The 21,104-nt window shown below is 48.9% G+C and carries 22 protein-coding genes and 1 riboswitch; of the genes, 20 read left to right on the forward strand and 2 right to left on the reverse strand.

Annotated features, from left to right (window positions below):
* Nucleotides 1–110: 110 nt before the first annotated feature.
* Nucleotides 111–461 carry a spore coat protein gene (locus FGB90_RS09645; protein WP_138810603.1) on the reverse strand — a complete coding sequence of 117 codons (351 nt, stop codon included), beginning with the start codon at nucleotides 459–461 and terminating at the stop codon, nucleotides 111–113.
* Between the two features lie 19 nt (nucleotides 462–480).
* Complete coding sequence (locus FGB90_RS09650; protein WP_138810604.1) at nucleotides 481–741, reverse strand: hypothetical protein; 261 nt, start codon at nucleotides 739–741, stop codon at nucleotides 481–483.
* A gap of 295 nt (nucleotides 742–1,036) precedes the next feature.
* On the opposite strand from FGB90_RS09650, the gene FGB90_RS09655 reads away from it, so the two are divergent.
* The 20 genes from FGB90_RS09655 to sufB all read left to right on the forward strand — a co-directional run bounded on the left by FGB90_RS09655 (nucleotide 1,037) and on the right by sufB (nucleotide 21,048).
* The gene (locus FGB90_RS09655) at nucleotides 1,037–3,427 is read left to right on the forward strand and encodes a 3-hydroxyacyl-CoA dehydrogenase/enoyl-CoA hydratase family protein (protein WP_138810605.1); all 2,391 of its coding nucleotides are present in this window, start codon (nucleotides 1,037–1,039) and stop codon (nucleotides 3,425–3,427) included.
* Between the two features lie 16 nt (nucleotides 3,428–3,443).
* Nucleotides 3,444–4,622, forward strand: a complete 1,179-nt coding sequence (locus FGB90_RS09660) for an acetyl-CoA C-acetyltransferase (protein ID WP_138810606.1) — start codon at nucleotides 3,444–3,446, stop codon at nucleotides 4,620–4,622.
* Nucleotides 4,623–4,802: 180 nt separating this feature from the next.
* Complete coding sequence (locus FGB90_RS09665; protein WP_138810607.1) at nucleotides 4,803–6,584, forward strand: acyl-CoA dehydrogenase FadE; 1,782 nt, start codon at nucleotides 4,803–4,805, stop codon at nucleotides 6,582–6,584.
* 187 nt (nucleotides 6,585–6,771) lie between these two features.
* Complete coding sequence (locus tag FGB90_RS19655; RefSeq protein WP_171051769.1) at nucleotides 6,772–6,927, forward strand: hypothetical protein; 156 nt, start codon at nucleotides 6,772–6,774, stop codon at nucleotides 6,925–6,927.
* 107 nt (nucleotides 6,928–7,034) lie between these two features.
* Nucleotides 7,035–7,394 (forward strand): arsenate reductase family protein, encoded by a 360-nt coding sequence (locus FGB90_RS09670; protein WP_138810608.1) that lies wholly within the window; start codon nucleotides 7,035–7,037, stop codon nucleotides 7,392–7,394.
* A gap of 123 nt (nucleotides 7,395–7,517) precedes the next feature.
* Nucleotides 7,518–7,901, forward strand: a complete 384-nt coding sequence (gene gcvH, locus FGB90_RS09675) for a glycine cleavage system protein GcvH (protein ID WP_138810609.1) — start codon at nucleotides 7,518–7,520, stop codon at nucleotides 7,899–7,901.
* Between the two features lie 359 nt (nucleotides 7,902–8,260).
* Nucleotides 8,261–8,581: a DUF2553 family protein gene (locus tag FGB90_RS09680; protein ID WP_138810610.1), complete on the forward strand. Its 321-nt coding sequence runs from the start codon at nucleotides 8,261–8,263 to the stop codon at nucleotides 8,579–8,581.
* Nucleotides 8,582–8,897: 316 nt separating this feature from the next.
* A complete protein-coding gene (locus FGB90_RS09685) occupies nucleotides 8,898–10,166 on the forward strand; it encodes an MFS transporter (protein WP_138810705.1) in 1,269 nt (422 codons plus the stop codon).
* 58 nt (nucleotides 10,167–10,224) lie between these two features.
* Nucleotides 10,225–10,569: a hypothetical protein gene (locus FGB90_RS09690; protein WP_138810611.1), complete on the forward strand. Its 345-nt coding sequence runs from the start codon at nucleotides 10,225–10,227 to the stop codon at nucleotides 10,567–10,569.
* A gap of 90 nt (nucleotides 10,570–10,659) precedes the next feature.
* Nucleotides 10,660–10,767, forward strand: a riboswitch (SAM riboswitch).
* 190 nt (nucleotides 10,768–10,957) lie between these two features.
* Entirely contained in the window at nucleotides 10,958–11,983 is a 1,026-nt protein-coding gene (locus FGB90_RS09695) for a methionine ABC transporter ATP-binding protein (RefSeq protein WP_138810612.1), read from the forward strand.
* The gene (locus FGB90_RS09700) at nucleotides 11,976–12,644 is read left to right on the forward strand and encodes a methionine ABC transporter permease (RefSeq protein WP_138810613.1); all 669 of its coding nucleotides are present in this window, start codon (nucleotides 11,976–11,978) and stop codon (nucleotides 12,642–12,644) included. Before FGB90_RS09695 ends, FGB90_RS09700 begins: the two co-directional genes overlap by 8 nt.
* 362 nt (nucleotides 12,645–13,006) lie before the next feature.
* A complete protein-coding gene (locus tag FGB90_RS09705) occupies nucleotides 13,007–13,834 on the forward strand; it encodes a MetQ/NlpA family ABC transporter substrate-binding protein (RefSeq protein ID WP_138810614.1) in 828 nt (275 codons plus the stop codon).
* A gap of 38 nt (nucleotides 13,835–13,872) precedes the next feature.
* Nucleotides 13,873–14,004 (forward strand): hypothetical protein, encoded by a 132-nt coding sequence (locus FGB90_RS20115; RefSeq protein ID WP_281280032.1) that lies wholly within the window; start codon nucleotides 13,873–13,875, stop codon nucleotides 14,002–14,004.
* 345 nt (nucleotides 14,005–14,349) lie between these two features.
* Nucleotides 14,350–14,727: a carboxymuconolactone decarboxylase family protein gene (locus FGB90_RS09710; protein WP_138810615.1), complete on the forward strand. Its 378-nt coding sequence runs from the start codon at nucleotides 14,350–14,352 to the stop codon at nucleotides 14,725–14,727.
* A 342-nt stretch (nucleotides 14,728–15,069) separates the two neighbouring features.
* Nucleotides 15,070–15,210: a YuzK family famiily protein gene (locus FGB90_RS20120; protein WP_497706972.1), complete on the forward strand. Its 141-nt coding sequence runs from the start codon at nucleotides 15,070–15,072 to the stop codon at nucleotides 15,208–15,210.
* A 335-nt stretch (nucleotides 15,211–15,545) separates the two neighbouring features.
* Nucleotides 15,546–16,328: a Fe-S cluster assembly ATPase SufC gene (sufC, locus tag FGB90_RS09715; RefSeq protein WP_138810616.1), complete on the forward strand. Its 783-nt coding sequence runs from the start codon at nucleotides 15,546–15,548 to the stop codon at nucleotides 16,326–16,328.
* 29 nt (nucleotides 16,329–16,357) lie between these two features.
* Nucleotides 16,358–17,662, forward strand: a complete 1,305-nt coding sequence (gene sufD / locus FGB90_RS09720) for a Fe-S cluster assembly protein SufD (RefSeq protein WP_138810617.1) — start codon at nucleotides 16,358–16,360, stop codon at nucleotides 17,660–17,662.
* Nucleotides 17,662–18,885 (forward strand): cysteine desulfurase, encoded by a 1,224-nt coding sequence (locus tag FGB90_RS09725; RefSeq protein WP_138810618.1) that lies wholly within the window; start codon nucleotides 17,662–17,664, stop codon nucleotides 18,883–18,885. The genes sufD and FGB90_RS09725 overlap by 1 nt, the downstream gene beginning before the upstream one ends.
* Complete coding sequence (gene sufU, locus FGB90_RS09730; protein ID WP_138810619.1) at nucleotides 18,872–19,318, forward strand: Fe-S cluster assembly sulfur transfer protein SufU; 447 nt, start codon at nucleotides 18,872–18,874, stop codon at nucleotides 19,316–19,318. Before FGB90_RS09725 ends, sufU begins: the two co-directional genes overlap by 14 nt.
* 332 nt (nucleotides 19,319–19,650) lie before the next feature.
* Entirely contained in the window at nucleotides 19,651–21,048 is a 1,398-nt protein-coding gene (gene sufB / locus FGB90_RS09735; RefSeq protein WP_138810620.1) for a Fe-S cluster assembly protein SufB, read from the forward strand.
* Nucleotides 21,049–21,104: the final 56 nt, after the last annotated feature.

The following is a 21,104-nucleotide window of genomic DNA, read 5'->3' on the forward strand; positions in this document are numbered from 1 at the left end:
CATCCCGCGATGAGTGAGATTCGCGGGATGCTTTTTGTCCGGCTCTTTCCGGATTGCTATGTTCCTGCGCTGCATGCAGACACTTTCTGCCGGCAATCGCTTCAGCCTTCTTAGGAAACCGGGTTGTTCTGGTTATACGGAAACTGGGTACTGTAGCCGGAAAACTGCTGGTGGGACTGGTCCAGCGTCTGCTGCTGTACTGCTTCAAAAGAGTACCAGCCTTTTTCAAACATTTTGTTAAAGAGATTGCGCTGGCAGTCCTGGGTTTCATTAAAGATTGCCTGCACATCTTTATAAAGCCCCTCATGACTGGCTTCGTTAAGCGCCGTGCAGTACGATTCGGTTAAGTACTTTTCGGTGGCAAGCATATCATTGATGAAGTCACGGTCGTTCATCTGCGGCGTCTTCGGAATGGTTGTTTCCGGGTTCTGGATTTTAGACTGCTGATTTCCCTGGTTCATGCTGATTTCACTCCTTTTTTTACTGCTGCATCTGGTTGTTCTGGCCCTGTAGATGGGTCAGCAGTTTCTGATAATGCATGTAATGCATGCGTCCTGCTTCGTCCAGTGCGTTTTTGATGTCCTGGTCACTGCACTGCTGTGCACTCTGATGAGCTTTTTTCATAGCCATCAGATTCCACGAAAGCATGTCACAGATATAAAGATGGTCTTTTGTTGTAACCACTTCCGGGGGCTGGGGCATGATATTCTGCCCCTGCTGGCTTTGCGGCTGCTGCTGCATACGAATCCCTCCTGATCTTCTTAAAATGGAACATGATATAGTTTCTGTCATCTTTTCTGAAGTATACAAACCCTGCAGGAAAAAAGGACAAAGAGAGGAGGCATCGTGACAGATGGTGGGGCATAGAGTGGAAATAAAGAAAATTTTCTGTCATTACTGTTGCAGAATGGGCGGATTTTTTATATAGTTGACATGTAACCGTAAACATACGCGCAAATATGGAACGCGAATATTTTTTTGAGGAAAAAATGAATGAGTATTCATTCAAAATAAGAAAGAAATGAGGAGGTCCTTCATGATTGGGAAAATCGGTAAAGTTGCGGTGTTAGGCTCCGGCGTTATGGGGTCGGGGATTGCTGCCCACCTGGCCAACATCGGGATTCCGTCCCTTCTTCTGGACATCGTGCCAAAAGAACTGACGGAAGCAGAAGAGAAAAAAGGACTTACACTTGAAGATCAGGCTGTCCGGAACCGGATGGCAGCCACGGCAATTGAGAAGCTTAAAAAGCAGAAACCTGCGCCTCTTGCAAAAAAGAGCAACGCTGATCTGATTACACCGGGCAACATGGAAGATGACATGAATAAGCTTGCGGATGTGGACTGGATCATTGAAGTGGTTGTAGAGAACCTTGATGTGAAAAAGTCTGTGTATGAAAAGGTGGAACAGTACCGCAGGCCGGGAACGGTTGTGAGTTCCAATACTTCCGGAATTTCAATAGAAGCCATGGCGGAAGGGCGCTCCGACGATTTCCGTGCCCATTTTCTCGGCACCCATTTCTTCAATCCGCCGCGCTATCTGAAGTTGCTCGAAGTGATTCCTACGAAAGATACGAAACCTGAAGTCTTTGAATATATGAAAGTGTTCGGCGAGGATATCCTCGGTAAAGGTGTCGTGGAAGCAAAGGACACACCGAATTTCATCGCCAACCGGATCGGCACGTACGGCCTGCTCGTCACTGTGCGTGAAATGATGAAAGGCGGCTATTCTGTAGGGGAAGTGGACTCCGTTACCGGTCCTGCACTCGGCAGACCGAAAAGTGCCACATTCCGCACCCTTGATGTAGTAGGTCTCGATACATTCCTTCACGTAGCGAAAAACGTGTACGACCAGGTTGAAGGATACGAAAAAGATGTATTCGACCCGCCTGCCTTTATGAAAGACATGGGGGATAAGGGATGGCTCGGAAGCAAGTCCGGCCAGGGCTTCTACCTGAAGCAGAAAGGTGAAAACGGGAGCGAAATCCTTGAGCTTGATTACGAGAGGATGGAATACGGTCCACGGAAAAAGCTGAAAGCCGCATCCGTTCAGCAGAGCAAACAGGCAAAAGGGAAAGCAGCAAAACTGAAAGCGCTCGTATACGCTGATGACCGAGCCGGTGAGCTCGTCTGGAATCTTTTGAAGCCGGTACTGATTTATTCGGCGGAAAAGGTGTACGAAATCTCAGATAACGTAAAAGCAGTGGACGACGCCATGAAATGGGGCTTCGGCTGGGAGCTTGGCCCGTTTGAAACGTGGGATGCCATCGGCGTTGAGAAGTCCGTTGAAAAAATGGAAGCTGACGGCGACACCGTTCCTTCCTGGGTAAAGGAAATGCTCAACTCGGGAACAGCGTCCTTCTATAACGAAGACGGGGCTTTTTATGACCGTGGCGACATGGTGACACCGGATATTAACCCAAAAGTCATTAACCTGAAGACGCTCAAGAAAGATGAATCGAACGTCATCATGAAAAATGCAGGGGCCTCTCTCATCGATCTCGGTGACGGTGTGGCAAACCTGGAGTTTCACTCACCAAACAATTCAATTGGCCTTGATGTGATGCAGATGGTCACGAAGTCGATTGACGAGGTGGAAAAGAACTACAAAGGCCTTGTTATTAACAACCAGGGCAAAAACTTCTGTGTCGGCGCCAACCTGATGATGATCCTCATGGAAGCACAGGACATGAACTACCCTGAAATCGATCTTGTTGTCCGTCAGTTCCAGCAGACGATGGCAAAAATCCGTTACTCACAGAAGCCTGTGGTGGCAGGGACGTTCGGTATGACACTCGGGGGCGGTGCGGAAATTTCCATGCCGGCAGCGAGTATCCAGGCTTCCCAGGAAACGTATATGGGACTTGTGGAAGTAGGCGTCGGCCTGATCCCTGGCGGAGGCGGAAACAAGGAGCTTTACCTTCGTCAGCTTGAACGTCTGCCTGAAGGAGCCCAGATTGACCTTCAGGGTGTCGCCAACCAGGTGTTCGAATCGATCGCCATGGCAAAAGTCGGCACGAGTGCCCAGGAAGCAGCGGAACTGGGCTACATCCGCCCTCAGGACGGCATCAGCGTAAATGGAGATCACCTGCTTCACGATGCGAAGCAGAAAGTACTTCACCTTGCTGATGGAGGCTATCAGCCGCCGAAACGCCGGAAGATACCGGTTGTCGGGGAAACAGGTTACGCCACGATGCTTCAGGGTGCAAAAACAATGCACTTTGGCGGTTATATCAGTGACCACGACCTCAAAATTGCACAGAAGCTCGCTTTTGTTCTTGCCGGTGGACGCGTACCAAAAGGAACAGAAGTTGATGAACAATATCTGCTCGATCTCGAACGTGAAGCATTTGTTAGTCTCGTAGCCGAGCCGAAAACGCAGCAGCGCATGCAGCACATGCTTACAAAAGGAAAGCCATTACGCAACTAAAAGGAGGGGACAGTCTGTGAAGGAAGCCGTTATTGTAGCAGGTGCGAGAACACCTGTCGGAAAAGCAAAAAAAGGCACACTGGCCCACGTCAGACCGGATGATTTAGGGGCTTTGACAGTAAAGGAAACACTCAAACGTGCAGGGGATTTCGACCCTGGCCGAATTGAAGACGTCATTATGGGGTGCGCCATGCCGGAAGCAGAGCAGGGCATGAACATGGCGAGAAACATTGCCGGCCTTGCTGGACTCCCTGATTCCGTACCGGGCATTACGATTAACCGATACTGCTCCTCAGGTCTGCAGAGTATTGCCTACGGGGCAGAGCGGATTATGCTCGGCCACTCGGAAGCGATTCTTGCCGGCGGCGCAGAATCCATGAGTATGATCCCGATGGGCGGGCACGTTATCGCGCTTAATCCGAACCTCGTGGAAAACGCACCCGAGTACTACATGGGAATGGGCCATACAGCAGAGGAAGTGGCAAAGCGGTTTGAAGTGAGCCGTGAGGACCAGGATGCTTTCGCGGTGGAGAGTCACCGCCGTGCAGCGAAAGCGATTGAAGAAGGTAAATTTGACGACGAAATCGTTTCTGTTCCGGTAACGCACCGGAGTGTGGACAGTAAGCATAAGCTTGTGGAAAAAGAAGTGATGTTCACGAAGGATGAAGGTGTCCGTCCGGGTTCCACTGTGGAGGCGCTGGCAAAACTGCGCCCGGCCTTTCATGTTAAGGGTACTGTTACAGCCGGTAACGCCTCACAGATGAGTGACGGTGCCGCCTCGGTTCTTGTCATGGACCGGGAAGTGGCGGAAGCAGACGGTCTTACACCTCTCGTGAAATTCCGTTCCTTTGCCGTAGCGGGCGTTGCCCCGGAAGTAATGGGCATCGGGCCGGTGGAAGCGATCCCGAAAGCGCTGAAACTGGCAGGACTTGAGCAGTCCGATATCGGTCTGTTCGAGCTGAATGAAGCATTCGCCTCCCAGGCGCTTCAGGTTATCAGAACGCTGGGACTTGATCACGACAAAGTGAACGTGAACGGGGGCGGAATTGCTCTTGGCCATCCGCTCGGCTGTTCCGGAACGAAGCTCACACTCAGCCTCATTCACGAAATGAGACGCCGCGGCGAGCAGTTTGGTGTTGTCACTATGTGTATCGGCGGCGGAATGGGCGCAGCGGGAGTCTTTGAGCTCGTGTAATCGATTTTCAGGAGTATTTGGTCCAATCATTGAAAGGTAAGGTCCAATTCTCCTCGAATGTGGTCTAAATAACTTCAAGTAGCGTTCAATTTTTGAAAAGTGTGGTCCGATTCCCCGGGGAAGCGGTCCAATCCTTCATAAAGCAGTATCGAATAAAATTATTTTACAGGAGGTACGACTATGGCAACTGCTGATAAAACGCTGAAAGGCGGCAGCTTTCTTCTCGAATCAATCGAAGCTGACCGTATGTTCACACCCGAAGACTTTTCTGATGAGCACGTCATGATTGCAAAAACAACCGAGGATTTCTGTGTCAACCAGGTAGTTCCGGAAATCGACAAAATCGAAGAGCACCAGTTTGACATCAGTGTCCGACTGCTGAAAGAAGCCGGTGAACTGGGCCTTCTTGGTGCAGATGTACCAGAGGAATACGGCGGGATTGGCCTTGATAAAATCAGCTCCTCCCTCATTACAGAGAAATTTGCCCTGGCAGGCTCATTCTCCCTTTCCTACGGCGCACACGTGGGAATCGGGTCACTTCCGATCGTCTTTTTCGGAACTGACGAGCAGAAGAAACAATACCTTCCGGAACTGGCAAGCGGTGAAAAGATTGCAGCCTATGCTCTTACCGAGCCGAGCTCAGGTTCAGATGCACTTGGTGCCAAAACAACGGCAAAGCTTAACGATGCGGGCACCCACTACGTACTGAATGGTGAGAAACAGTGGATCACAAACGCCGGTTTTGCCGATGTGTTCGTTGTTTACGCCAAAATTGACGGCGACAAATTCTCCGCCTTTATCGTTGAGCGCGATTACGAAGGCGTTTCGGTTGGCCCGGAAGAAAAGAAAATGGGGATCAAAGGCTCATCCACCCGTACCCTGATCCTTAACGACGCTCTTGTACCAAAAGAAAACGTCCTTGGTGAGATCGGGAAAGGACACGTAATTGCCTTTAACATCCTCAACGTCGGCCGTTACAAACTCGGCGTAGGCTGTGTCGGCGGCGCGAAACGTGCCATCGAAGTATCCGCAAAATACGCGAACGAGCGTAAGCAGTTTAAGATTCCAATTTCGAAGTTTACTCTTATTCAGAAGAAACTTGCCGAAATGGCCGCAAAAACGTATGCTGCCGAGAGTTCAATTTACCGTACCGGCGGACTGATCGATGAAGCGTTTAATGCTCTCAGCGATGAAGAACAGAAAGAAGGGAACGCGGTAGGAAAGGCAATTGCCGAGTATGCGATTGAGTGCTCCCTTAATAAGGTGTTCGGTTCCGAAGTTCTTGATTTCGTCGTGGACGAAGCAGTTCAGATTCACGGCGGATACGGCTTCATGAGTGAGTACGAAGTGGAGACAATGTACCGGAACTCGCGGATCAACCGGATTTTTGAAGGTACTAACGAAATCAACCGTATGCTCGTACCGGCCACAATTATGCGTAAAGCCATGAAAGGTGAACTGCCGCTTCTTGAGCAGGCAGGAAACCTTCAGGAAGAACTCATGATGATGATGCCTCAGGAAGTGGGCGACGAGCCGCTTGAACAGGAAAAATATCTGCTTGAAAACGCGAAGAAGATCTTTATGATGGTTGCCGGCACAGCCGCGCAGAAGTACGGTGAAAAACTTCAGAAGGAGCAGGAGCTGCTTGCCAACGTAGCTGATATCGTTTCGGACATCTTCTCCATCGAGTCCTGTGTCCTCCGTACTGAAAAAGCAATCGGTAAAAACGGTCTGGAAAAGTCGAAGCAGAAGCTTCTCATGACTGAAGTGTTCACCCAGGAAGCGATTAACCGCATCGAAGCAGTCGCAAAAGAATCTCTCGTTGCACTTGAGGAAGGCGACAGCCTCCGCACGATGCTCGCTATCCTGAAAAAGCTGACACGCCATACACCGGTTAACGTTGTTGCCAAGAAGCGTGAACTTGCTCAGGGTATCATTGAGGCTGAGCGTTACGTACTGTAAAAAGAATGATCACTGTTATCAGATTTGGGGCATTTTCCCCAATGCCCCGAAATTAAAATAATCCTCCTTTCTAAAGGAAGGACATTCTCCTCTCTTAAGAGTCCCGTTTTCCGGGGCTCTTTACATCTGTTTACAGGGAAAAGCACTCTCCCCTCAGGAAATACTAAACAGGAGAGGAGGAATGACTGTGAAAAAGCCGGAAAAAGAATTTCTGCCCGGACAGCGGATCGAAGCAACGGAGGAGTTTTCAAAAGAACTGACAGTACAGGAAGCCCGTGATGCAGGTGAAGCTATCCGGGAAATGTGGACGATGGGGACAAAGTCACCCGACCGTCGTCAGTAGCAGGCAGGCGGAGCAGAAGCAGCGGCTTCTGCTGCCGCTTTCCACTTTAATTCCGCCGCTGTTTCCTTCATAATTATAAATGAACCATCAAAGGGAGGCTGAATACAGTGAGTGTGACGTTTTACCATTATGCAAAATGCGGAACGTGCAGAAAAGCAAAGAAATGGCTTGACGATCATGACGTGACCTTCGAGGAAATTGATATCACCCGGAACCCGCCATCCAAAGAACAGCTTCGGGATTATCATGAAAAAAGCGGTCTGGAACTGAAAAAGTTCTTCAATACAAGCGGAAAGAAATACCGCGAACTAGGCCTTAAGGACAAGGTTAAAACGGCAGATGATGAGGAGCTTCTTGAAATTCTTGCTTCCGACGGAATGCTGATCAAGAGGCCAATAACGACTGACGGCAAAAAAGTCACAGTCGGGTTCAATGAAGGCGTTTTCGAGGAAACGTGGGGAAGGTAATCCTTTTCTTGCCTGTGTGATCAACAATGTATTATAGTTAAGTCAGAACGATTGATTACCGGCACATTTGTACATACCGGTTTTGTGCCGCATGATCCACTTTTAATTTGGAGGGAAGCACACATGAGTTTACCGAAAGAATTCAAGTATTCAGATGAGCACGAATGGGTTAAGGATGAAGGCGAGCGGGTCCGAATCGGAATTACGGATTTCGCCCAGTCAGAGCTTGGCGACATTGTTTTCGTGGAGCTGCCTGAAGTCGGTGACGAAGTGGAAGCCAACGAGCCGTTTGGAAGCGTTGAGTCCGTTAAAACCGTGTCAGAGCTTTACGCACCTTTGAGCGGAAAAGTAGTGGAAGTAAACGAAGATCTTGAAGACTCTCCGGAATTTGTAAACGAATCACCATATGAAAAAGCATGGATGATCGTAGTGGAGCCATCCGATCCGTCCGAACAGGACAAGCTTATGACAGCGGATCAGTACGAGGAAATGATCAGCGAAGAGTAGAGACGAAGCTCAGGGACTTTCTCTTTTACAGAGGAAGTCCTTTTATATGGCTGTGTTCGTATAGGTTGTTGTTATTGACCAAATTATTTATGCAGCGAAAGGCGGCGACTCCAGCGGGAATAGCATCAGCTGAAGACCCCGCAGGGCGTTTTTTCCGAGGAGGCTGAAGTGATGCCCGCGGAAAGCGTCCGCCTGCAGCGGAGTAAAGCAACAATCTTTCCGAAAACAGCTTTTTATATTTATGCCTGCCATCCTTTCTCCGCAGCCCGCTGACCAGCTTGTGTCTAATACCGGGAGATGTATCATTTCCATCCGGCCGGGAGAGGCTAAAGGGTAAATGCTCCGAAAGGGTGGCACATATGAATCCTACAAATGCAGACCGTCAGAAGCGTCTGAACGTAAACAATGTTGAAATTAAAAAGGAAAATGCGACTTTCAATCAGGAGTCGTCCTATATTGATGTCACAAATCGTGTGAGGGCGCAGCTTGATAAAGAAGGCTACATTACACTTTATATGGACCAGCAGAAGATCGGGCGCCTGCCTGTAGAAGGGTACGAAGAAGAGTTCTCCAGTGAATTTACCGCCGGAGCCGGTGAAAGAACGGAAGATCCAGCCGGGCCCGGACAGCAGGAAGCGGCAAAATCCTACGTGGACGGCTGCGACATGGGCTGGTGCTGAATCCAGTAATTAATTATGAGACCTCTGAGACCTTCCGGGTTTACCGGGAGGTCTCGTTATTTGGAAGCGATATTAAGCGGATGGCAATAGAAAGACCGGATATCGACCTTCATTTCTATATATCAACCTTCGATCAGCAAGTATCAACCACCGCCTGTCAGATATCGACCAAGCGAGAAGATTCGCCCCTCCCCGCTCATAACTAACATGAAACTTCCCTGTAATTCCTCTTCTCAAATGACTCAAACTCGACTATATTTATTAGAGACTCGAAATTTTGAAAACAACAAAACAGAGGTGGGGTACAGTGGCCGGAATGATCTCGGAATGGCTCACTCAGTTCCGGCTTTACAACCGGAATATCCGTCTGTTTCTGCTCGCCTCTGTACTGGCGAACATCGGAATGGGCGTCTTTCTGATTATATACAACTATTACATACGTGAACTTGGTTTTGATGACAGTGTCAACGGCAGGGTGATTGCGATGCAGTCCATGGCGACAGCCCTCCTGCTTCTTCCTGCCGGACTTCTCAGCGACCGCTTCGGCAGAAAAAAGATCATTCTGATCGGGGCGGTCTTTGCTGCGCTCAGTCTATTCCTGCGATCTGTGCTCGCGGTGGAGGAACTTCTTCTCGCCACCGCCTTTATGACTGGGATGTTCATGTCATTTATCCAGGTGTCCGCCATCCCGCTTCTCGCGGAAAACTCAACGGAAAAAGAGCGTGTTCACCTGTTCAGCCTGAACTTTGCCATGATTATGCTTGCTAATGTCATCGGAAATCTCCTCGGAGGAACGATGAGCGATGTGCTTACCCACTTTGGGGGCCTGAGCCCTCTCTGGAGCATCCGAATTACCCTACTGGCAGGCTCTGCGTTTTTTATTGCTTCACTGATTCCGGTACTGAAAATCCGTGAGGAAAACAAACTCACAGAACAGAAGGACAGGGAGAAGTCCCTGAAAAAGCTGTTTACCACGCACCGGTCCAGCCTGAAAATAATTCTTTTATTTGCCGGTGCCCAGCTGATTATCGGTTTCGGTTCCGGACTTGTGATCCCTTATCTAAACCTGTATTTTGTCGACCGGTTCGCCGTTTCCCACTCTATGGTCGGACTTATTCTCTCTGCCGGCCAGCTTATGACGGCCATCGCCCTTATGATAGGACCGGCAGTGGTGAAAAAGTACGGCGAAGTCATGGCGGTGGTAATCCTTCAGCTGGCATCGATCCCGTTTCTGCTTATCACTGCTTTTACGGAAAATATCTGGTTTGCCGTATTCGGTTTTCTGTTCCGTCAGGCACTTATGAATGCCGGCAATCCGATTCAGATGTCACTCATGATGCGAAGTGTGAACGACAATATGAAAGGGCTGGCAAACTCGGTGGGGCAGGCAGTCTTTCAGCTCGGATGGGCGGTTATGGGACCGGTGTCTACAGGAATCGTCCTCATGTACGGAGCTTATACTGGCTATGCTGTCGTTTTTTCCATCACATGTGCACTGTACATCCTCGGTACGGTTTATTTCTTCTTCGTTTTCCGTGAGCGGCCGGACAAATCGAAAAACGAACAGCAAAATCTGTCAGCTTAGAGGTATTAATTCAATCCCTCCCGAATAGGGACAACAGGACAGAAAAAAGAGGCGGTGCATGTCCATGAGAAATGTCCTTACATCATCGATCAAGCGCATGAGAAAGACAGAAAACCTGCTTCGGCTTCTGGACGAAACGACACTCGACGTCTGTCTGGTCTGCGAGGAGGAAAGCTGGCTCCTCTCTTTAAACGGCGACACCATTTCCATAGCACCTTACGAGGATGAGAAAAGCGAGGTAACAATTACCGGCGAACAGGAAGCCATGCACAGCCTGTTCATGGGAGATGATTTTCTCCTTTCCATGAAAAAGCGGGGGGACCTTGCAGTGAGCGGCAGGCTGAAGCATATTCTCCTGCTGGAATCACTCTGGTATCTGAGCAGGGGTTTAAAGAGCAGTTAAAAGTTGTTGACACATTCCGACACGGCGTGCTACCATTCATTACAGTGTTACGGTAAAGTGATGATGACAGAATAAATAAATATAATAAAACTCTTATCAAGAGTGGTGGAGGGACTGGCCCGATGAAGCCCGGCAACCGCTGACGGACGTGTCAGAAGGTGCCAAATCCTGCAAAGTTGCGGCTTTGGAAGATGAGAGAGGTTTCTTTAAAACGCAAACCTTTCTGCTTTCAAAACAGCAGGAAGGTTTTTTTATATTGTATGTGCAACTGACCCGCTTACCGGGGGTCTGAAGCTATGCTCATCAAGGCACAAGCCACGGCGTATACTAACGTGAAAGTCTGAACTTTTTCCGATACTAATTCCTCTTTGATTGGAGGCGTACCGAAATGATTCGTCTAAATAATCTTCAAAAGCTGTTTCAGACCCGTGATGGTCAGGTGACAGCTGTGGATAATGTAAACCTCACGATCGAAAAAGGCGAAATTTTCGGCGTGATCGGCTACAGCGGAGCCGGTAAAAGTACCCTGATCCGGATGCTCAATATGCTTGAACGTCCAACTTCCGGCCAGGTTGAAATTGAGGAAAGGGATATGGGGGACCTTTCCAAAAGTGAGCTCCGCCTGGCACGCCAGGGAATCGGCATGATCTTTCAGCATTTTAACCTTCTCTGGTCCAGAACGGTGAAAGATAATATTGCTTTTCCCCTTGAGATTGCAGGGGTTTCAAAGAAGAAAAGAAATGAACGGGTGGAAGAGCTCATCAAGCTTGTAGGACTGGAAGGGCGCGGTGGTTCATACCCTTCCCAGCTCAGCGGCGGACAGAAGCAGCGTGTCGGAATCGCAAGAGCTCTGGCCAATAACCCGGACGTCCTGCTGTGTGATGAAGCCACATCCGCACTGGACCCGAAAACGACAGATTCCATCCTCGATCTTCTTGTGGATATTAATGAAAAGCTCGGGCTGACAATCGTACTTATTACTCACGAAATGCACGTGATTCGGAAAATCTGTCACCGGGTTGCTGTGATGGAACAGGGTCAGGTTGTAGAAGAGGGAGATGTCCTAAACGTCTTCAGCCGTCCCCGCGAGGAAATGACGAAGGAGTTCGTCAAACAGGTGACCGAGCCGGAGGAAACGGAACAGGCACTTGCCCACCTGTTCGGTGAAGAAGGCATCAGCCGTGTACTTCAGCTGACCTTTACGGGCAGTGATGCAAAAAAACACGTCATTACAGATGTGATCAGGAACTTTAACGTCAATGTGAATATTCTTCAGGGGAAAATCTCAACTACCCAGAACGGTTCCTACGGCTCTCTCTTTATCGGTCTTGATGGGGAGACGGAGGAAATGGACCGTGCCATTGCCTTTGTGAAAGAGCAGCAGGTTGAAGTGGAGGTGATCCACAGTGATTGATCAGATCTTTCCGAATGTAAACTGGGTACGCCTGTGGGATGCCACACTTGAAACGATATATATGTCGGCAGTTTCGGTCTTTTTTACCTTTATTCTCGGTATTGCCCTGGGGCTTGTTCTGTTTCTGACAGCGAAAGGCAACCTATGGCAGAATGCAGCCGTTAATGGAGTCACAGCAGGGTTTGTTAACCTGTTCCGGTCCATTCCGTTTATTATTCTGCTTGTCCTGCTGATTCCGTTTACGAATGCCCTGATCGGTACAATGCTTGGGCCGTCAGCTGCCCTTCCGGCACTTATTTTCGGAGCAGCACCGTTCTATGCCAGAATGGTGGAAATTGCCCTGCGCGAGGTGGACAAGGGTGTTATAGAAGCCTCCCGTTCAATGGGGGCAACGCAAAGCCAGATTATCTTCAAGGTGCTGCTTCCTGAATCCATGCCGGCACTTATTTCAGGTATTACCGTAACGGCGATTGCCCTGATCAGCTATACAGCGATGGCCGGTGTCATCGGTGCCGGCGGACTCGGGGACTTTGCCTACCGTGAAGGTTTCCAGCGTTATAACGATGACGTTACGCTGGCAGCAACAATCGCCATTCTGATCGTCGTCTTTATCGTTCAGATCATCGGCGACCGGCTCACCCGGGTGCTGGATAAACGATAAGCTGTTTTTGGATAGATTGCTGTTTTCTATATAAATTATGGAGTGGAGGGTGGCGTCTCCTGCGGGAATAGCATCAGATGAAGACCCCGCAGGGACGAGCGTTTACATCGTGAGTTTGCTTCGAGCTGCTTCGACGCAGGTGCTCCGGAGCGATTCGGGCAGAGGAAGAAGCATGGTAACTACTCTGCTGGCTGAAGCGATGTCCGCGGCATAGAAGACACCGTGAAGCATGAACGGATGTCGCACTTGTGCCTGTGGTGAAAGCGACCTCCTGCAGCGGAATATAACATCAATTTTATGAGAAGAGAAAAACGAGAAGATAATTTTAAGAGAGTAAACTACAAAAAGGGGATTTGATTACAATGAAAAAAACACTTACATTTGGTACTTTTGCAGCAACAGCAGGAATTCTTGCCGCCTGTGGAGGCGGAAACGGGGGAGACGGGGACGACAGCACGCTCGTAGTCGGGGCGACAAACATCCCCCACTCCGAAATTCTCGAATTTGCCGAGCCGCTTCTTGAAGAAGAAGGAATCGACCTTCAAATTGAAGTTTTCAATGATTACGTTATGCCAAATCGTGCCCTTGCAAACGGTGAGCTTGATGCGAACTACTTCCAGCACGTGCCGTATCTTGAAGATCAGATGGAAGCGAACGAGGAATATGACTTTGTCAACGCAGGCGGTGTCCATATCGAGCCGATCGGTGTATACAGCCAGGAGTACGCTACTCTGGACGAACTTCCTGATGGAGCGGAAATTCTTATGAGTGACGCCCCATCTGATCACGGCCGAATCCTTCTCATGCTTGAGGACGAAGGTGTCATTACACTTGAGGAAGGTGCAGGCACAGGCGCAACACTCGATGATATCGTGGACAACCCGAAAAACCTTGACTTCCAGCCGAATTTCGAAGCTGCTCTTCTTCCAACAGCCTATGAGAACGGAGAAGGGGATGCTGTACTGATTAACTCCAACTTCGCACTTGAAGCGAACCTTGATCCAAATGAGGATTCCATCGCGATCGAAACATCCGATCTTGATAACCCGTACGTAAACATCATTACTGTACGAAGTGGCGATGAAGATAACGAACAGATTCAGACCCTTGTTGACGTTCTCCGCTCTGAAGAAGTGAGGGACTTTATCGAGGAAGAGTACAACGGTGCGGTTGTACCGGCAGGTGAATAATGTATTTTTATGCTCTCCCCTTTTCGGGAGGGCGTTTTTTGCCTGAAAAACCTGCTGGTACGGAGTACATGGATATTTCCCGCCAGGGTGTGTTCGTATACATTGTTGTTATTGACCAAATTAATTATGCAGCGAAAGGCGGCGACTCCTGCGGGAATAGCATCAGGTGAAGACCCCGCAGGGACGAGCGTTTACATCGTGAATCCACTTCGAGCTGCTTCGACGCAGACACTTCGAAGCGAAACTGGAAGAGGAAGAAGCACGCTAACATCTGTTGCGGGCTGAAGCGATGCCCGCGGAAAGCGTCCGCCTGCAGCGGAATAAAACAACAATCTTTCCGAAAACAGCTTCCCGCTAAGAACAGAAAATCCTGATAAAAGCTGATAAACCTCCGTCCTGTCCGGCCCGCACATTCCTTACCATGACGCTCACACACAAAAAAGTAAGCCGGCATAATCATCACGCTCTCTGCAAAGACTAAACGCTGTGAAATGAAAAGAAGGAGAGATGAACCCATGGAACATCAGCAGCACAAAGAGACAGGCTCGTACATTCAGGAAGCCCTTCACGACTACAAGGCGGGATTCGGACAGTTCAGCAGACAGATGCCTGAAATTGCCCATAAATACGCGGAGTTCACAGAAGCATGCTTCGAGGAGGGGAAGCTGACGCAAAAGGAAAAGCAGCTCATCGCTCTCGGAATCGGCATTTACTCACAGGATGAGTACTGCATCATTTACCACACAAAAGGATGTCTGGATCAGGGATGTACGCAGGAGGAAATTCTTGAAGCTGTGGCGGTTACCGGTGCCTTTGGCGGTGGTGCAGCCATGAGCCAGGCCTTTACCCTTGTGGAACAGTGCCTGACAGAGCTTGACCAGCAGACGCATTAATCACGCTGACATGCCATTCACCGGGTCCTATTCGAGGGATCCGGTGTTTTTTTATGCATTTAAGGGATATTGTAGGTGTGAGGGTGGTGAGGAAAATGGGCACCGAATTTTCAGTCAATTCAAGGCGAGAGCCCTGATTACCCTCGTTGGTGCACAGGGGATACCGTGATACAATATGATGTGTTAAGAAGGTCACAAACAATGGAGATCAAAAAAACAAGTTTACAGCAATACCTAATGTGGTAGTTGTACCTTGTCAGATCTTCTGACCAAAAAATTTGAAAGGATTGATTTATTATCCATCAGATTCAGATGAATCACACGAGCGAGATGGAAAAAGGAATGCAGCAGGCACACGGTATGAGTTACGCGGAATACGGGAGAACCCTTGATAACGTAATGAAGGTGGAACTGAAGCGTGAGAAGGATCATAAAGAGAGCAATAAGATCGTCCAGGAGCACCTTGGCCAGCTGAAGACCTGAACATAAATCATAATCAACAACCAACATAAAGGGACTAAAAAGGGCCGGTATGCAGCTTAAGCATACCGGCCTTTCAGGTTTTGAGTTCAGTATAAGGTATGAACCGTCCATTCGATGGAAAAATACTTAAAGATTGCCGCTGAATTGAATAACCTTCGCTAAATATGTTTGAATATAGGACAGGGTGTCGTTTGCCCTTGAACTCACTTTTCATTTGATTTAAAATTGTAATGAGAATAAACTGAGAATGGGTCTAATGCATTCTTACACACGTTCATCCGTCCATGGTGCGTAAATCAGCGCGGCCATGAAAAAATAAATGGAGGTTAGAGCAAATGACTGCACCAAACTTAAAAGTTGAAGATCTTCATGTATCCATTGAAGAGAAAGAGATCCTGAAAGGATTTGGAATTGAAGTTAAAGGCGGCGAGATCCATGCGATCATGGGACCTAACGGTACCGGTAAATCCACCCTTGCTTCTGCTCTGATGGGACATCCTAAATATGAAGTAACAAGCGGTAAGGCATCTTTCAATGGAGAAGACCTATTTGAAATGGAAGTTGACGAGCGTGCTCGCGCAGGGCTTTTCCTTGCGATGCAGTATCCGTCTGAAATCAGCGGTGTTACTAATGCAGACTTCATCCGTTCCGCCATTAACGCGGGCAAAGAAGAAGGCGACGAAATCTCCCTTATGAAATTCATCCGTAAGATGGATGATAAAATGGGAACGCTTGAAATTGATGAATCATTCCAGCACCGTTATCTGAACGAAGGTTTTTCAGGCGGTGAGAAGAAGCGTAACGAAATTCTTCAGCTGCTTATGCTTGAGCCGAAAATTGCCATTCTTGACGAAATTGACTCCGGTCTTGACATCGACGCACTGAAAGTTGTTGCAAAAGGAATCAATGACATGCGCAGCGACGATTTCGGCTGCCTGATCATCACCCACTACCAGCGTCTGCTTAACTACATCAAACCGGACAAGGTTCACGTAATGATGCAGGGCCGCATTGTGAAATCCGGTGGACCTGAGCTTGCTGAAAAGCTTGAAGCGCAGGGCTACGACTGGATTAAGGATGAGCTCGGTATCGAAGACGAGACTGTAGGTCAGGAATAATAGCGGTTTTTAAGGAGGAGGAAAAGAGTATGTCAGTGGATACGAAGCTACCATTCGATCAGGAATATGTGACGAACTTCTCTAAAGACCGCCAGGAGCCTCAGTGGCTCACAAGCCTGCGCCTGTCGTCTTTAGAGCGAGCAGAGGCAATTGATCTGCCAAAACCGGATAAAACGAACATCAGCAAGTGGAATTTTACGTCTTTCAGACACGAAAAAGCCGAGACTGCTGATACACCATATGACAGCCTGTCCGATAAAGTAAAAGGACTGGTGGGTAAAGAGGAAAACGCCAATACGATTCTTGTACAGGAAAACGGGGCGACGATCTTTTCCCGGACTCAGGAAGATCTGAAGAAACAGGGTGTTATTTTTACCGACCTTCAGACTGCTGTAACAGAGCACAGCGACCTTGTTGAAAAGTACTTTATGAAAGAAGCGGTAACAGCGGACGAAAACCGCCTTACAGCTCTTCATGCAGCACTTGTAAACGGAGGAACGTTCATCTACGTGCCGGAAAATGTGGAAGTAAGCGTGCCGCTTCAGGCGATCTACGTACAGAAAGGCGGCGCAGGCCTCTTTAACCACGTACTGATTGTGGCTGAAGCAAACAGCTCCGTTACGTACTTTGAAAACTATGCATCTGAAAACAGTGAAGAAACTGTAGCCAACATTGTTGCGGAAGTGTACGCTGCTGATAACGCTACAGTAAACTTCGGTGCTGTTGATAACCTTGCACCTGAAGTAACAACGTACGTGAACCGCCGAGGACAGGTTACGGGCCATGATGCCAAACTATACTGGTCCCTTGGCCAGATGAACGATGGAAACACAGTATCCGACAACACGACTTACCTGGTGGGTGAAGGTTCCTATGCAGATTCCAAGACCGTTTCCATTGGTCGCGGAAACCAGTCCCAGAACTTCACTACACTTATTAAACATTACGGAAAAAATTCCGACGGTCAGATTCTTAAGCACGGCGTAATGAAAGATTCCGCCAGCTCTATCTACAACGGAATTTCCAAAATCGAAAAAGGCGCTACTAAAGCCAATGGTGAGCAGACTGAACGTGTGCTTATGCTCAGCGAAAAAGCCCGCGGGGATGCTAACCCGATCCTTCTGATTGACGAGGACGACGTTACAGCCGGCCACGCCGCTTCCGTCGGTAAAATCGATCCGCTTCAGATGTTTTACCTCATGAGCCGCGGAATTTCCCGCCATGAAGCTGAGCGTCTGATCATTCACGGATTCCTCGGTCCTGTTGTTAACGAGATTCCTATTGAATCTGTTAAAGACCAGCTGATTGAGGTAATCGAAAGGAAAGTATACTAATGGATGTAAGTGCGGTCCGTAAACAGTTCCCGATTCTCGATCAGGAAGTGAACGGTCAGCCCCTTGTCTACCTTGACAGTGCCGCAACTTCACAGAAGCCGGTACAGGTCATCGAAGCGCTTGACGACTATTACCGCCGCTATAACTCGAATGTTCACCGGGGTGTGCATACCCTGGGGACTCTGGCAACAGACGGCTATGAAGGTGCCCGTGAAAAAGTCCGCAGCTTTATCAATGCCTCCTCCACGGAGGAAATCATTTTCACACGTGGAACGACAACGGCGATTAACCTTGTGGCACAGAGTTACGGCCGTGACAATGTAGGTCCTGATGATGAGATCGTTATTACACCAATGGAGCACCACAGCAATATCATTCCGTGGCAGCAGCTTGCAAAAGCAACCGGCGCGACGCTTAAGTATCTTGAGCTGAAGCCTGACGGCACGATTGATATGGATAAAGTGGAGAAAACGATCACAGACCGGACAAAAATTGTGGCTGTAATGCAGGTGTCAAACGTTCTTGGAACAATCAATCCTGTGAAGGAACTGGCACAGACCGCTCACAGCCACGGCGCGGTCATGCTCGTGGACGGTGCCCAGAGTACTCCGCATATGCGGGTTGATGTACGGGATCTCGACTGCGATTTCTTCGCTTTTTCATCTCATAAAATGTGCGGACCGACAGGGTTTGGTGTCCTGTACGGGAAGAAGGCACTACTTGAAAAAATGGAGCCGGTGGAATTCGGCGGTGAAATGATCGATTTTGTCGGCCTTCATGAATCCACCTGGAAAGAGCTCCCGTGGAAATTTGAAGGTGGTACACCAATCATTGCCGGTGCAATCGGTCTTGGTGCCGCAATTGATTTTCTCGAGGATATCGGACTTGAACAAATTGAGAAACACGAGCACGATTTGGCAAAGTATGCGATCGAGCAGCTGAGTGAAGTGGACGGTGTAACGGTTTACGGACCTGAACAGCGTGCAGGCATTGTCACCTTTAACTGTGATGATGTTCATCCCCACGACGTGGCTACTGTACTCGACGCAGACGGCATTGCTGTCCGCGCAGGCCACCACTGTGCACAACCGCTCATGAAGTGGCTTGATGTGACGGCTACAGCCCGTGCAAGCTTTTATCTGTACAACACGAAAGACGATGTGGATACATTCGTCAAAGGGCTAATAAAAACAAAGGAGTATTTCGGAGATGTCTTTGGGTAACCAGCTTGATACACTCTATCGGCAAGTGATCATGGATCATTACAAAAACCCGAGAAACCGGGGCGAACTCGACGGAGATACCCTCACCGTAAACATGAACAACCCTACGTGCGGTGACCGGATTCAGCTTCAGATGAAGGTTGAAGACGGAAAAATCGCCGAAGCCAAGTTTACCGGTGAAGGCTGTTCCATCAGTCTCTCTTCTGCTTCCATGATGACGCAGGCGGTAAAGGGGCTGCCAGTCGATGACGCTCTGAATCTCTCCGGTGTCTTTTCCGACATTATGCTCGGAAAGGATCCCGATGTCGGTGACATGGACCTGGGCGATATTGAAGCGCTTCAGGGAGTCGCCAAATTCCCGGCCAGAATCAAATGCGCCACACTCGCGTGGAAAGCAATGGAGAAAGGCCTCAAGGAAGAAGAAAACGAATAAGCGTGCCTGTGCATCCATCATTAGGAACTGAATCACAGCGCAGTTGAACGCCCGCAGCGAGACTCCTGCGGCAGTGGGGGCCAGGGTGAGACCCCGGAGCCGAAGGTGAGGAGGCTCACCGGCACCGCCGCGGAAAGCGAGCGGAGGGCGTTCAGCGAAGCGTTTATTTATGGTGTTTATCAGTCCCCCCGGGTAGCCTCACAGCACCTTATCGTGTAAAATAGAAACAAATGACCCGGTCATAAGAAAGCTTCCCTTTATGACTGAACAAGTGATGTCGGGTGTAGGAAGCACGGTCTGTTTGACAGAATCAAAAAGGGAGGTAATTTTACATGGCAAAGAAAATGCCTGAAATCGGGGAATATCAGTATGGTTTTTCCGATAAGGACGTGTCGATCTTCCGTTCAAAGCGCGGACTGACAAAAGAAATCGTCGAGGAAATTTCCCGTATGAAAGAAGAACCTCAGTGGATGCTCGATTTCCGTCTGAAGTCTCTTGAACAGTTTTATAAAATGCCAATGCCTCAGTGGGGCGGTGACCTCAGCGAGCTCGATTTTGACGAGATTACGTACTATGTAAAGCCGTCTGAAAAGTCCGAGCGTTCCTGGGATGAAGTACCTGAGGAAATTAAGAACACTTTTGACAAACTCGGAATTCCTGAAGCAGAGCAGAAATACCTTGCCGGTGTATCTGCCCAGTACGAATCCGAGGTTGTATATCACAACATGAAAGAAGAGCTCACAGAGCAGGGAATACTTTTTAAAGATACAGATACAGCTCTGAAAGAGGATGAGGAAATCTTCCGCGAGCACTTCGGTAAAGTGATTCCGCCTTCTGACAACAAGTTTGCGGCACTTAACTCAGCTGTATGGTCCGGTGGATCATTCATCTACGTGCCAAAAGGAATTAAAGTGGATACGCCTCTTCAGGCTTACTTCCGTATTAACTCCGAAAACATGGGACAGTTCGAGCGTACACTGATCATTGCCGATGAAGACAGCTCTGTACACTACGTTGAAGGCTGTACGGCTCCGGTTTACACAACGAACTCTCTTCACAGTGCGGTTGTTGAAATCATTGTTAAAAAGAATGCCTACTGCCGGTATACAACTATCCAGAACTGGGCGCCTAACGTATTCAACCTCGTAACGAAGCGTGCGGTGGCTGAAGAAGGTGCCAACATGGAGTGGGTTGACGGTAACATCGGTTCCAAACTGACGATGAAATATCCCGCCGTCGTTATGAAAGGCCGCGGCGCCCGCGGAAACATCCTTTCCATTGCGATTGCAGGTAAAGGACAGCACCAGGATGCAGGGGCGAAAGTTCACCACCTGGCACCGGATTGCTCCTCCACGATCGTTTCAAAATCCATCTCCAAGCAGGGTGGTAAAGTAACGTATCGCGGAATCTGTCACTTCGGACGTAAGTCTGAAGGATCAAAATCCAAGATTGAGTGTGATACGCTTATCATGGATAACGAGTCCACTTCAGATACGATTCCGTACAACGAGATCTTCAACAACGACATTACGCTTGAGCACGAAGCGACTGTATCGAAAGTTTCCGAAGAGCAGCTCTTCTATCTGATGAGCCGCGGTGTTTCCGAGCAGGAAGCAACGGAAATGATCGTGATGGGCTTCATCGAGCCGTTCACAAAAGAACTTCCAATGGAATATGCCGTTGAGATGAACCGTCTTATCAAGTTCGAGATGGAAGGTTCAATCGGTTAATCCAGACGGTTAACACAATAATCGAAGGCCCGGGGGTAATTCTCCGGGCCTTCGTT

Source organism: Alteribacter natronophilus (assembly GCF_006007885.1).
Classification (GTDB): Bacteria; Bacillota; Bacilli; order Bacillales; family Salisediminibacteriaceae; genus Alteribacter; species Alteribacter natronophilus.

What these genes read in the sequence shown, in the direction of transcription:
- FGB90_RS09645 (WP_138810603.1), bottom strand. Translation starts at nt 461, where the DNA reads ATGAACCAGGGAAATCAGCAGTCTAAAATCCAGAACCCGGAAACAACC.
- sufB (WP_138810620.1), top strand. Translation starts at nt 19,651, where the DNA reads ATGGCAAAGAAAATGCCTGAAATCGGGGAATATCAGTATGGTTTTTCC.
- FGB90_RS09695 (WP_138810612.1), top strand. Translation starts at nt 10,958, where the DNA reads ATGATTCGTCTAAATAATCTTCAAAAGCTGTTTCAGACCCGTGATGGT.
- FGB90_RS09725 (WP_138810618.1), top strand. Translation starts at nt 17,662, where the DNA reads ATGGATGTAAGTGCGGTCCGTAAACAGTTCCCGATTCTCGATCAGGAA.
- FGB90_RS20120 (WP_497706972.1), top strand. Translation starts at nt 15,070, where the DNA reads ATGCAGCAGGCACACGGTATGAGTTACGCGGAATACGGGAGAACCCTT.
- sufU (WP_138810619.1), top strand. Translation starts at nt 18,872, where the DNA reads ATGTCTTTGGGTAACCAGCTTGATACACTCTATCGGCAAGTGATCATG.
- gcvH (WP_138810609.1), top strand. Translation starts at nt 7,518, where the DNA reads ATGAGTTTACCGAAAGAATTCAAGTATTCAGATGAGCACGAATGGGTT.
- FGB90_RS09710 (WP_138810615.1), top strand. Translation starts at nt 14,350, where the DNA reads ATGGAACATCAGCAGCACAAAGAGACAGGCTCGTACATTCAGGAAGCC.
- FGB90_RS09685 (WP_138810705.1), top strand. Translation starts at nt 8,898, where the DNA reads ATGATCTCGGAATGGCTCACTCAGTTCCGGCTTTACAACCGGAATATC.
- sufD (WP_138810617.1), top strand. Translation starts at nt 16,358, where the DNA reads ATGTCAGTGGATACGAAGCTACCATTCGATCAGGAATATGTGACGAAC.
- FGB90_RS09680 (WP_138810610.1), top strand. Translation starts at nt 8,261, where the DNA reads ATGAATCCTACAAATGCAGACCGTCAGAAGCGTCTGAACGTAAACAAT.
- FGB90_RS09650 (WP_138810604.1), bottom strand. Translation starts at nt 741, where the DNA reads ATGCAGCAGCAGCCGCAAAGCCAGCAGGGGCAGAATATCATGCCCCAG.
- FGB90_RS09655 (WP_138810605.1), top strand. Translation starts at nt 1,037, where the DNA reads ATGATTGGGAAAATCGGTAAAGTTGCGGTGTTAGGCTCCGGCGTTATG.
- FGB90_RS09665 (WP_138810607.1), top strand. Translation starts at nt 4,803, where the DNA reads ATGGCAACTGCTGATAAAACGCTGAAAGGCGGCAGCTTTCTTCTCGAA.
- sufC (WP_138810616.1), top strand. Translation starts at nt 15,546, where the DNA reads ATGACTGCACCAAACTTAAAAGTTGAAGATCTTCATGTATCCATTGAA.
- FGB90_RS09690 (WP_138810611.1), top strand. Translation starts at nt 10,225, where the DNA reads ATGTCCATGAGAAATGTCCTTACATCATCGATCAAGCGCATGAGAAAG.
- FGB90_RS09705 (WP_138810614.1), top strand. Translation starts at nt 13,007, where the DNA reads ATGAAAAAAACACTTACATTTGGTACTTTTGCAGCAACAGCAGGAATT.